Genomic DNA, 12,568 nt, shown 5'->3' with positions numbered 1-12,568 from the left:
GAGATGCTCTGCTTCATTTATATTTAAATAGATTTTGATTATAGAGAAATAAACAAGGCAGGTGCTTTTTATGTCTGAAAAATTAATGGTAGGCGGTCAAGCCGTTATTGAAGGCGTAATGATGCGTGGCCCTAAAAAAGTGGCGACAGCAGTTCGCGAACCTTCGGGAAAAATCACTGTAGATGTAAAACCTGTAAATTCATTAGCTGATAAATATACTATTTTTAAAAAGCCATTTTTCCGTGGCGTTTTATCCTTAGGTGAATCACTTGTGATGGGGCTTAAATCTCTCACTTATTCAGCACAAATGGCTGGAGAAGAGGAAGCGGATAAGCTTACTAATAAAGATATAGCAATAACCATGACATTTTCATTGTTAGCAGCAGTTGTGTTATTTATCATAATACCGACAGCTTCTGTTAATTTAATTCCTACAAATGACCATGTTATCATGAATTTATGGGAAGGCTTTGTGCGCATGGCTGTATTTTTTGTATATATATATTCCATTTCGCGAGTTAAAGATATACAAAGAGTATTTCAATACCATGGAGCAGAACATAAAACCATTCATGCTTATGAAGCTGGCGTAGAATTAATTCCTGAAAATGTACAAAAATTTTCTAGACTTCATCCACGTTGCGGTACATCATTCTTACTCATAGTAATGTTTGTAAGTATTTTTGTATTTGCTTTTCTTGGTTGGCCTTCACTTTGGGAACGTATTTTATCCCGTGTGATATTATTGCCAGTTGTAGCGGGAATTTCCTATGAAATAATTCGTTTTGCTGGTCGTTCTAAAAATAAAATCGTGCATATCTTTTCACTTCCAGGTTTATGGTTGCAGTATTTGACTACTAGAGAACCTGATGATTCCATGATTGAAGTTGCGGTAAAATCTCTTGAAGCAGCTATTGAAATGGAAAGCGTAAAAGAAACTGAAACGAAATCAGAAATGAATACAACGGTAACAAGTGAATTAAAAGTAAATGCTACTATTTAAGTTATCGTTTTAATTAAAAAAAAGTTGAACATATGATATAATTATTTAGTTGGATTGGTTTTGAAAAAATCAATCCTTTTTTATAGAAATAAAAGATAAGGGGAGATATATGTGATAGATAAATTGCAGGCTGTTGAGGATAAATATTTAGAGCTAGAGTCTTTAATCAGTGACCCAGATGTTATTGCTGATATGAAAAAATGGCAAAAATATAATCAAGAACATGCTGCACTTACAGAGATTGTGGATAAATTTCGTGAATACAAGAAACTTTGCGCTACGATAGATGAAGATAAAGCGATGTTTGATGAAGATATTGATAGCGATATGCGCCATATGTTGGAAGAAGAAGTCAAAGAATTATCAACTCGTAAAGATGAATTAGAAAATGAATTTCCAATTTTATTATTGCCAAAAGACCCAAATGATAGCAAAAATGTCATAATGGAAATTCGTGGCGGTGTTGGCGGTGAAGAAGCGGCTTTATTTGCTGGCGATTTATTCCGCATGTATTCAAGATATGCAGAAATGCAAGGCTGGAAAGTTGAAATACTCGACTCTAATCCAACTGGTTTAGGTGGATTTAAAGAAATTTCTTTCTGTATAAATGGTTACGGTGCATACAGTAAATTAAAATATGAAAGTGGCACTCATCGCGTACAGCGTGTACCTCAGACTGAATCTTCTGGTCGTGTGCATACTTCAGCTGTAACAGTAGCGGTATTGCCAGAAGTTGAAGAAGTAGAAGTCGATATTAAACCGAATGATTTACGTATAGATACGTACTGCGCTAGTGGTGCTGGTGGACAGTATGTAAACAGAACGGAAACAGCAGTGCGTATAACACATATACCGACTGGTATAGTAGTTCAATGCCAAGATGAAAAATCTCAGCTCAAAAATAAAGAAAAAGCAATGCGTGTACTTCGCGCTAAAGTGCAAGAACAAGCACAACAAGCTCAAGATAATGAAATCGCTGCTGATAGAAAAAATCAAGTTGGTTCAGGCGATAGAAGTGAACGCATTCGTACGTATAATTTTCCACAAGGACGCGTGACAGACCATCGCATAGGTCTTACACTTCATAAACTCGATTTTGTATTAAATGGGGAAATCGATGAAATTATAAACGCTTTGATTACGGCAGACCAGACGGAAAGATTGAAACAGGTAAAATAATATGGAAAAAAAAGATGTTTGGACAATAAATTCTTTGCTCAATTGGACAGTTAATTATTTTAAGAGTAAAAACATACAGTCCGCTCGTCTTGATGCCGAAGTGCTTCTGTCTCATGTCTTGAGGCAGGAGCGCATTTATTTATATGTGCATTTTGATGAGCCGATGGAGCAAAATGAACTGAGTAAATTCAGAGAATATGTTAAAAAAAGAGCACAGCATGTACCGATTGCCTATATCATAGGTGAAAGGGAATTTATGGGTTTACCATTTAAAGTTACAAAAGATACACTTATTCCGCGCCCTGATACAGAAATTTTAGTAGAAAATGTCTTAAACAATGTGGATAAGGATAAAGAAATAGAAATTGTAGATATTGGTACAGGTAGTGGTGCAATTATATTGTCTTTGCTTGTGAATTTGCCTAAAGCTCAAGGAAAGACAGTTGATATTTCATCAAAGGCAATAGAAGTTGCCAAAGAAAATGCTGTTAATTTACAGGTAAATGATAGATGTGAGTTTTTTGTAGGTGATTTATTTGCGCCGTTAAATGATAATAAATTTGATGTAATTGTTTCTAATCCGCCATATATTCCGCAAAAGGATATCGCTACATTAGAAGATGATGTAAAAGAATATGAACCAGTCAGTGCGTTGACTGATGGCGGTGATGGGCTCAGCTATTATCGTAGATTACTAAGCGAAGGCAAAGCGTATATAAAAGAAAATGGTTTTATAGCTTTGGAAATCGGTATTTATCAATCAGAAGATGTAAAACAGATAGCAATGGATAATGGCTGGAAGAATATCAAGATTATTAAAGATTATGCTGGAATAGATAGGGTGGTGTTAGCGTGGAATGTGAATTAGTAAAGATAAATTCGATAAAAGATGAAGCATTGACTAAAGCGGCAGAATTTATAAAAAATGGCGGTTTAGTGGCATTTCCGACAGAAACTGTATACGGTTTAGGCGGCGATGGTTTAAATAGTGAAGCTGCCTCTAAGATTTATAAAGCAAAGGGCAGACCATCAGATAATCCGTTAATACTGCATATAAATGACCAGAAAATGTTGCATAAAATAGTAAATGATGTAAATTCAATGGCTAAAAAGATAATGACAGCATTTTGTCCAGGGCCGATAACGCTTATTTTGCCTAAATCTGATATCGTGCCAAGTTCTGTTACTGGCGGACTTAATACAGTAGCTGTGCGCATGCCGGATAATGATATAGCGCGAGAATTGATTAGATTGTCAAATACGCCAATAGCTGCGCCAAGTGCTAATATATCTGGTCGCCCGAGTCCTACAACAGCGCAAGCTGTATATAATGATTTACATGACCGCATTGATATGATTTTAGATGGCGGTGCTTGTCATTTTGGCGTAGAGTCCACTATTGTGGATTGTACAGAAGATGTGCCGATTATTTTGCGCCCAGGTGCTATTACAAAGGAAATGTTAGAAGAATTATTTCCTGTTGTAAAAATAGACAGAGCTATCGTTGGCGAAAATGTAGTGCCAAAAGCTCCAGGAATGAAATATAAGCATTATGCGCCGAAAGCAAATATGATTTTATTTGAAGGCAGTAGTGCTAAAATGGCAGATGCTATAGCAAATAAAATAGCTGATTATGAAAGAGAAGGCAAAAAAGTCGGTCTTGTTGTAAGCTCTGAAGTGGCTGAAAAATTGCAACATGAAAATACAGCTATTTACGGAAATCAAGAAGATTTATTGACAATTGCTTCAGAGATATATGAATGTCTGCGCTTTTTTGATGATAAAGATGTGGATATTATACTTGCAGAAGGTACAACAGATAAAGGAATTGGTCTCGCTATCATGAATAGATTGCATAAGGCAAGTGGTTTCAATAGTATTTTTATTGATTAATATAGGTTGCCTTATATTGATAGTATGGTAAAATAATTATAGATGTTTTATATTAAGGAGGCCTTTGAATATGAAGTTAGTTATTGGCAGTGACCACGGTGCTGTGGAATTAAAAGAAGAAATCAAAGATTTACTAAAAGCAGAATTTCCAGATGTAGAAGTCGAAGATATGGGTACTTTTGGTAAAGAATCAGTCGATTATCCTGATATCGCTGAAAAAGTTTGCACACCAGTTGCTAAAGGCGAAGCTGACCGCGGCATCGTTCTTTGTGGAACAGGTATTGGTATTTCTATTGCAGCCAATAAAGTAAAAGGCATTAGAGCTGCATTATGTCATGAAACATACACAGCTAAGATGTCTCGTCAACATAACAATGCTAATATATTAGCTATGGGTGGACGCACAACTGGTCCAGAAATAGCTAAAGAAATTGTTAGAACTTGGATGACAACTGAATTTGAAGGCGGTCGCCATGAACGTCGTGTAAACAAAATTATGGCACTAGAACAGAAATAAAATATCTTGGAGGAATTACCATGAATTTATTAGAAAACTTAGCAAATGTTGACCCTGAAATAAAAACAGCAATTGACAATGAACTTTCTCGTCAACGCAATAAATTAGAAATGATTGCATCTGAAAACATCGTTAGCAAAGCTGTAATGGAAGCACAAGGTAGCGTACTTACGAATAAATATGCAGAAGGCTATCCTGGAAAACGCTATTATGGCGGATGTGAATATGTAGATGTAGTGGAACAATTAGCTATTGACCGCGCTAAAAAATTATTTGGTGCTGAATATGCAAATGTTCAACCACATTCTGGTGCACAAGCTAATACAGCTGTATACTTTGCACTTTTAAAACCAGGCGATACTATTTTAGGTATGAATTTGACAGATGGCGGTCATTTAACTCATGGTAGTCCTGTTAACATTTCTGGTAAATACTTTAAAATAGTTCCTTATGGTGTAAACAAAGAAACAGAACGTATTGACTATGATGAAATGGAAAGACTTGCTAAAGAACATAAACCAAAATTAATTGTCGGTGGTGCTAGTGCATATTCCCGTATCATTGATTTTGAACGCATGGCACAGATTGCAAAATCTGTAGGTGCATATCTCATGGTAGATATGGCACATATCGCAGGTCTTGTAGCAGCTGGACTTCATCCAAGCCCAGTACCATATGCTGATGTAGTAACAACTACTACACATAAAACACTCAGAGGTCCTCGCGGTGGTTTGATTTTATGTCGTGATGCAGAATTTGGTAAACAGTTTAATAAAGCTATTTTCCCTGGCATTCAAGGTGGTCCTTTAATGCACGTTATAGCAGCAAAAGCTGTTGCTTTTAAAGAAGCTTTGAGTGATGAATTTAAAGCATATCAAAAACAAGTTATTAAAAATGCAGCAGTACTTGCAGAAGAACTCACAAAAGATGGCTTTAGAATTGTTTCTGGTGGTACAGATAATCATTTAATGCTTGTGGATTTACGTTCTAAAAATATTACAGGTAAAGAAGCACAATTTTTACTCGACGATATTGGTATTACTGCTAACAGAAATACTATTCCATTTGAACCACTCAGCCCATTTGTAACAAGTGGTATCCGTTTAGGTACACCTGCACTTACTACAAGAGGCTTAAAAGAAGACGATATTCGTCAAGTTGCTGATATCATCGCTAGAGTTATTGAAAACCGTGATGATGCAGCAGTAATTGAACAAGCAAAAGCAGAAGTTCAAGATATTTGTAAGAAATTTCCATTATACTAATTGGATTTGAGAAGGATAAATATGTCAGATTTAAAAGTAAATATTATAAACCATCCATTGATACAGCATAAGCTTACTCTTATGCGTCGCAAAGAAACTGGCTCAAAAGATTTTCGTCAATTATTAGATGAAATTTCCATGCTCATGGCGTATGAAGTAACGCGTGATTTTCCAACAAAAGATATTGAAATTGAAACACCTATAGCAAAATGCAATGCAAAAGTGCTTGCAGGTAAAAAAGTTGCAATAGTGCCGATACTTCGTGCTGGTCTTGGTATGGTAAATGGCATAATCAATTTAATTCCAGCAGCTAAAATTGGACATATCGGTATGTATCGCGATGAAAAAACTTTAGAACCAGTAGAATATTTCTACAAGATGCCAAAAGATATTTCAGAACGATTATTGCTCGTGGTAGACCCAATGCTAGCAACTGGTGGCAGTGCCGTAGCAGCAGTGGATATGCTGAAAAAACGCGGTGCTAAATCACTGATTTTCATGTGTTTGATATCAGCACCAGAAGGAATTAAATTATTCAATGAAAAACATCCTGATGTTCCTATTTATACTGCTTGCGTAGATGACCATTTAAATGAACATGGTTATATCGTACCAGGCATAGGTGATGCAGGTGATAGAATTTTTGGTACAATTTAAGAGGTTTTTATAATGACAAAACAGGTTCGTCCGGATTGGACAACGTATTTTTTAGATATTGCAACAGCAGTTGGCAAACGCTCTACTTGTTTGCGTCGTAAATACGGGGCAATCATAGTGAAAGACAATATTATAATTTCAACTGGATACAATGGAGCTCCACGCGGTGAAGCAAATTGTATTGATACAGGAAATTGCGAACGAGAAAAATATCATGTTCCAAAAGGAGAACGGTATGAGCTTTGCGTTGCTGTTCATGCAGAACAAAATGCTGTGATTGCAGCTGACCCAGTAAAAATGAAGGGTGCTACAATTTATATAGTAGGTTATAATGCAGATGGTACCTTGGCTTCTGGCAAACCGTGCCTGCTTTGTCGACGTATGCTGAGAAACGCTATGATAGAAAAAGTTGTGTACTTGGAAACAGATGGTTCTGTAGTCGAAAGCGCTCCAAAAGATATAGTATAACTAAAAGTATTTTATTGACAATCAAATTAATAGTGAGTTATAATCTGTGTTAATGGAAAAGGAGTGCGAATGTAATGCCTAGTTATTTTTTAGCATTTATCACAGCGCTTATAGCTGTATATGCTTTAACACCGCTCGTTATAAAATTTGCAATAAAAACTGGAGCTATGGACAAACCAGACCCACGCAAAGTGCATAAAAAACCTATTCCGCGCCTTGGTGGACTTGCAATTTACTTTGCTTTTATGATAGCAGTTTGTTCAATGGTAGACTTTACAAATGAAATAATAGGATTACTGCTTGGCGGTACTTTTATCGTCATAGTTGGTATCGTTGATGATTTTGTCAGTCTTCCTGCTAAAGTAAAATTGTTAGGGCAAATTTTAGCGGCATGTATTTTAGTTGCTTTTGACATTAGAATTGATTTTATTACTGACCCATTTGGTGATTTCATCTTCTTAGAATATTTAGCTATACCAGTTACATTATTCTGGGTAGTAGGTATCACAAACACAGTCAATTTAATCGATGGATTAGATGGGCTTGCAGCTGGTGTATCAACGATTGCTACTATAACTATTTTATTAGTAGCTTTACAAAGTGGCGATTTGCCAGTAGTTTTCTTGACTGCAGCACTTGCAGGGGCTTCGCTCGGTTTTCTGCATTATAATTTCAACCCAGCAAGAATATTTATGGGCGATACGGGCAGTATGTTTTTAGGATATATGTTTGCTGCAATATCTATTATTGGTGCTGTAAAAAGTGCAGCAACCATTGCGCTTATCGTTCCGATTTTAGCACTTGGTTTACCAATTTTAGATACTACATTTGCTATTGTTCGCCGTTATCGCGGTGGAGTACCTATTTTTAAACCAGATAAAGGTCATTTACATCATCGTTTATTGGCTATGGGCTTTTCACAAAGACAAGCTGTACTGTTAATGTATGTCTTCAGTGCATTTTTGGGATTGGCAGCGATTGCCTTGACTGAAGTAAGTACAAGTGTAGCTGTTATGATTGTTGTATTTGTGGCTGGAGTAATCCTATTCGGAGCAAAGAAAATAGGCATTTTCAGCACTAAAAATAAAGCAATACATTAATTATTAAAGAAAAGGCAGGTCATGAACCTGCCTTTTTTTATGATGTACGAGGTTATGAATATGAAGAAAAAAATCAAAGTTATGACAGTTTTTGGCACAAGACCGGAAGCAATAAAAATGGCACCGGTAGTGCTAGAACTAGAAAAGTATCCAGATTTAATCACACCGATAGTTACGGTAACAGCGCAACATCGTGATATGCTTGACCAGGTTTTACATTTATTTAAAATTAAACCTGATTACGATTTAAATATCATGGCACAGGGACAGACTTTATTTGATATCACAACAAAAGCAATGAATGGATTAGATAAAGTTTTGGCTAAGGAAAAACCAGATATTGTCTTGGTACATGGTGATACTACAACAACATTTGCTGGAGCTTTGGCAAGTTATTATCATGAAACTGCTGTAGGTCATGTAGAAGCAGGTTTGCGTACTTTCAATAAGTATTCGCCATTTCCAGAAGAAATGAACCGTAAATTGACAGGTGCGATAGCTGATTTACATTTTGCACCAACAGAAACAGCAAGTAATAATTTGAAATCAGAAGGTATTAACCCTGTTAAAATTTTCGTAACAGGCAATACTGTAATTGATGCATTGCATAAAACTGTAAATAGTGATTTTAAATTTGACAGCGAAAAATTAGAAAATATCGACTACAAAAATAAACGCATCATACTTGTTACGACACATCGCCGTGAAAATTTAGGTGAACCGATGCGCCATGTATATAAAGCATTGAAAGACATCATTGAAGAATTCAGCGATGTAGAAATTGTATTCCCGGTACATAAAAATCCTAAAGTTCGGGAAGTGGTAAATGAAGAACTCGGCGGAATTGAAACAGTTCATTTGATTGACCCGCTCGATTATGAACCATTTGCTAATTTAATGCACAGAGCGTATCTTGTATTGACTGATTCAGGCGGAATTCAAGAAGAAGCTCCATCTCTTGGAAAACCTGTACTCGTTTTGCGCGATACTACAGAAAGACCAGAAGCTGTTCAAGCTGGTACAGTAAAACTCATCGGTACAGAACGTGAAAGGGTATATGAAGAAACAAAATATTTATTGACTGACCATGAAGAATATCAGCGCATGGCTAATACTTGCAATCCATACGGCGACGGAAAAGCTGCTGAACGAATTGTAAAAGCTATTTTATATCATTATGGATTGAGTGAAGAAAAACCAGATAGTTTTGTTGTCGGTGAATAAAAATATAAATGCCAAGACTTTTTAGTTTTGGCATTTTTTTATAGATAGGTTGGTGAAAAAATGAAAGTAGCAGTAGAAAGAGCAGAAAATTATCAAATTGAAAATGTAGATAGAGCTATAAATAATGCAGTTGATTTTATAGGTGGTTGGGAAAAATACATTAAAAAAGGCGATAAAGTTTTAATAAAACCGAATTTATTAACAGCAGCTCTGCCGCAAAAAGCAGTGACAACGCATCCAGAAGTTGTGCGCAGTTTGATAAAAGCTGTAAAAAAATTAGGAGCAAAGCCATTTGTTGCAGATTCACCAGGTGTTAGCAATGTGAAAAAAACGGCAGAAAAAACAGGTATTTTGCAAGTTTGCCAAGAAGAAGAAACGCCTTTTATCTTTTGGGAAAAGAGTAAAATATATCCTTGTAGAGAAGGAAAATTCGTAAAACATTTTGAATTAGCTGATACGATAAGTGATTTTGATAAGATTATTTCTGTAGCTAAGATGAAAACGCACGTATTTATGGGCGTAACAGGAGCCGTGAAGAATTTATTCGGCTGTATCGTGGGTACTAATAAAGCTAGATTTCATTTGCGTATGCAAAAACACGCTGATTTTGCGCATGTGATGGTGGATTTATATTACACGGTGAAACCTACTTTAAATATAATTGATGGTATAAGTGGCATGGAAGGTCAAGGACCGATGAGCGGAGATATCGTAAATCCTAAGTTAGTAATAGTGAGTGAAGATGGATTTGCCGCTGACCTTGTAATGGCAGATAAAATGGGCTTTAATGCTGAAAATATGCCAATCGCAGCTGCAGCTATTGAAGAACAACGCTCTGTGCATTTGAAAGATATTGAAGTAGTGGGCAGTGGCAAAGATATAAAATTTGCCTTTAAACGACCGCACACATATGAAAGTATGCAAGATACGTATGTGCCAAAATTCATTTTAAAATTGGGACAAAATCAATTGACTTCAAAACCAGTCATCAATAAAAATTGTATTGGCTGTAGAAGATGTGAATATCATTGCCCACCAAAAGCAATAAATATAAAAGAGCGAAGAGCTGTTATAGATTATCATAAATGTATAAGATGTTACTGTTGCCAAGAACTTTGTGAGCATCAAGCAGTGGATTTAAAAGATGGTTGGATACTTGCTTTATTAAAGAAATTGGGCATTTATAAAGTATAGAAAAATTTTTATAAAAAGTTTATAAAAAAGTGTTGACAAGATAGATGGATTTAGATATAATATTTTTCGTTGTCAATTCGGCAACAGCAAAAATCTGAAAAAAGTTTTTAAAAGAAAAGCAAAAAAAGTGCTTGACAATAAAAATTAAATCAGATATAATAATTAAGCACTCGATGAGAGGGCAAAACTTAAAAGAGAAAATAAAGTACTGAAAAATAAATTAAAAAAAGTGCTTGACAAACTCTTCTAAGTGAGATAAAATAAACAAGCTGACTTTTGAGAGGTCAGCAAAAACAAAGATGTTCTTTGAAAACTAAACAATGCACAATGTTTTCTAACAGACGAATGTGCGGTAATTCATGAAAATGAATTTACCTTTAAAATTTCTTTTAAAACAGATAATTAAGAGCCAATCGGTTCTTCGAAAAATAATTTTTTTGGAGAGTTTGATCCTGGCTCAGGACGAACGCTGGCGGCGTGCTTAACACATGCAAGTCGAACGGGGTGTTTATTTCGGTAAACATCAAGTGGCGAACGGGTGAGTAACGCGTAAGCAATCTACCTTCAAGATGGGGACAACACTTCGAAAGGGGTGCTAATACCGAATGAATGAGAGATGACCGCATGGATATTTCTCTAAAGGAGGCCTCTGAAAATGCTTCCGCTTGAAGATGAGCTTGCGTCTGATTAGCTAGTTGGTGAGGGTAAAGGCCCACCAAGGCGACGATCAGTAGCCGGTCTGAGAGGATGAACGGCCACATTGGGACTGAGACACGGCCCAGACTCCTACGGGAGGCAGCAGTGGGGAATCTTCCGCAATGGGCGAAAGCCTGACGGAGCAACGCCGCGTGAACGAAGAAGGTCTTAGGATCGTAAAGTTCTGTTGTTAGGGGCGAAGGGCAACATTTTGAATAAGGGTGTTGTTTGACGGTACTTAACGAGGAAGCCACGGCTAACTACGTGCCAGCAGCCGCGGTAATACGTAGGCGGCAAGCGTTGTCCGGAATTATTGGGCGTAAAGGGAGCGCAGGCGGGAAGTTAAGCGGACTTTAAAAGTGCGGGGCTCAACCCCGTGAGGGGGTCCGAACTGACTTTCTTGAGTGCAGGAGAGGGAAGCGGAATTCCTAGTGTAGCGGTGAAATGCGTAGATATTAGGAAGAACACCAGTGGCGAAGGCGGCTTTCTGGACTGTAACTGACGCTGAGGCTCGAAAGCTAGGGTAGCGAACGGGATTAGATACCCCGGTAGTCCTAGCCGTAAACGATGGATACTAGGTGTGGGAGGTATCGACCCCTTCCGTGCCGGAGTTAACGCAATAAGTATCCCGCCTGGGGAGTACGGCCGCAAGGTTGAAACTCAAAGGAATTGACGGGGGCCCGCACAAGCGGTGGAGTATGTGGTTTAATTCGACGCAACGCGAAGAACCTTACCAAGACTTGACATCGACTGACGTACTTAGAGATAAGTATTTTTACTTCGGTAAACAGGAAGACAGGTGGTGCATGGCTGTCGTCAGCTCGTGTCGTGAGATGTTGGGTTAAGTCCCGCAACGAGCGCAACCCCTATACTATGTTGCCAGCACGTAAAGGTGGGAACTCATAGTAGACTGCCGCGGACAACGCGGAGGAAGGCGGGGATGACGTCAAGTCATCATGCCCCTTACGTCTTGGGCTACACACGTACTACAATGGGATGAACAGAGGGAAGCGAAGTCGCGAGGCAGAGCGGAACCCTAAAAGCATCTCTCAGTTCGGATTGCAGGCTGAAACTCGCCTGCATGAAGTCGGAATCGCTAGTAATCGCAGGTCAGCATACTGCGGTGAATACGTTCCCGGGCCTTGTACACACCGCCCGTCACACCACGAAAGTCATTCACACCCGAAGCCGGCTAAGGGCCGAAAGGAACCGACCGTCGAAGGTGGGGGCGATGATTGGGGTGAAGTCGTAACAAGGTAGCCGTATCGGAAGGTGCGGCTGGATCACCTCCTTTCTAAGGAGCATGCGTTACCGGAAGGTAAGGTATGAGTCGAGCACATTCGTAAGCATTGTTTGGTTTTGAGAGAATATC

11 protein-coding genes and 1 rRNA gene are annotated in these 12,568 nt (G+C 37.8%); all 12 read left to right on the top strand.

Going from position 1 to position 12,568, the window contains the following annotated elements:
• Positions 1–70: 70 nt before the first annotated feature.
• The 12 genes from CKV65_RS06050 to CKV65_RS05995 all read left to right on the top strand — a co-directional run bounded on the left by CKV65_RS06050 (position 71) and on the right by CKV65_RS05995 (position 12,490).
• Positions 71–1,003, top strand: coding sequence for a DUF1385 domain-containing protein (locus CKV65_RS06050; RefSeq protein ID WP_027890591.1), 933 nt, complete (start codon positions 71–73; stop codon positions 1,001–1,003).
• A 111-nt stretch (positions 1,004–1,114) separates the two neighbouring features.
• The gene (gene prfA / locus CKV65_RS06045) at positions 1,115–2,182 is read left to right on the top strand and encodes a peptide chain release factor 1 (protein ID WP_027890592.1); all 1,068 of its coding nucleotides are present in this window, start codon (positions 1,115–1,117) and stop codon (positions 2,180–2,182) included.
• A gap of 1 nt (position 2,183) precedes the next feature.
• Positions 2,184–3,050 (top strand): peptide chain release factor N(5)-glutamine methyltransferase, encoded by an 867-nt coding sequence (prmC, locus tag CKV65_RS06040; RefSeq protein ID WP_027890593.1) that lies wholly within the window; start codon positions 2,184–2,186, stop codon positions 3,048–3,050.
• Positions 3,035–4,075, top strand: coding sequence for an L-threonylcarbamoyladenylate synthase (locus CKV65_RS06035; RefSeq protein WP_027890594.1), 1,041 nt, complete (start codon positions 3,035–3,037; stop codon positions 4,073–4,075). The genes prmC and CKV65_RS06035 overlap by 16 nt, the downstream gene beginning before the upstream one ends.
• A gap of 70 nt (positions 4,076–4,145) precedes the next feature.
• Positions 4,146–4,592 carry a ribose 5-phosphate isomerase B gene (gene rpiB, locus CKV65_RS06030; protein WP_027890595.1) on the top strand — a complete coding sequence of 149 codons (447 nt, stop codon included), beginning with the start codon at positions 4,146–4,148 and terminating at the stop codon, positions 4,590–4,592.
• 20 nt (positions 4,593–4,612) lie between these two features.
• Positions 4,613–5,857 carry a serine hydroxymethyltransferase gene (gene glyA / locus CKV65_RS06025; protein ID WP_027890596.1) on the top strand — a complete coding sequence of 415 codons (1,245 nt, stop codon included), beginning with the start codon at positions 4,613–4,615 and terminating at the stop codon, positions 5,855–5,857.
• 21 nt (positions 5,858–5,878) lie between these two features.
• Positions 5,879–6,514 (top strand): uracil phosphoribosyltransferase, encoded by a 636-nt coding sequence (gene upp / locus CKV65_RS06020; RefSeq protein WP_027890597.1) that lies wholly within the window; start codon positions 5,879–5,881, stop codon positions 6,512–6,514.
• 12 nt (positions 6,515–6,526) lie between these two features.
• The gene (locus tag CKV65_RS06015) at positions 6,527–6,982 is read left to right on the top strand and encodes a deoxycytidylate deaminase (RefSeq protein ID WP_027890598.1); all 456 of its coding nucleotides are present in this window, start codon (positions 6,527–6,529) and stop codon (positions 6,980–6,982) included.
• A gap of 74 nt (positions 6,983–7,056) precedes the next feature.
• Entirely contained in the window at positions 7,057–8,082 is a 1,026-nt protein-coding gene (locus CKV65_RS06010) for a glycosyltransferase family 4 protein (protein ID WP_027890599.1), read from the top strand.
• Positions 8,083–8,121: 39 nt separating this feature from the next.
• A complete protein-coding gene (gene wecB, locus CKV65_RS06005; protein WP_269457058.1) occupies positions 8,122–9,306 on the top strand; it encodes a non-hydrolyzing UDP-N-acetylglucosamine 2-epimerase in 1,185 nt (394 codons plus the stop codon).
• 60 nt (positions 9,307–9,366) lie between these two features.
• On the top strand, positions 9,367–10,500 hold the full coding sequence (locus tag CKV65_RS06000; protein ID WP_027890601.1) for a DUF362 domain-containing protein: 1,134 nt from the start codon (positions 9,367–9,369) through the stop codon (positions 10,498–10,500).
• A gap of 434 nt (positions 10,501–10,934) precedes the next feature.
• Positions 10,935–12,490: ribosomal RNA gene (locus CKV65_RS05995) — 16S ribosomal RNA — on the top strand.
• Positions 12,491–12,568: the final 78 nt, after the last annotated feature.

Origin of the sequence: Megamonas hypermegale, assembly GCF_900187035.1 — a bacterium.
In the GTDB taxonomy this organism is placed as follows: Bacteria; Bacillota; Negativicutes; order Selenomonadales; family Selenomonadaceae; genus Megamonas; species Megamonas hypermegale.
Note: the sequence above shows the minus strand (reverse complement) of the source record. Positions and strands in the feature narration are given on the sequence as shown.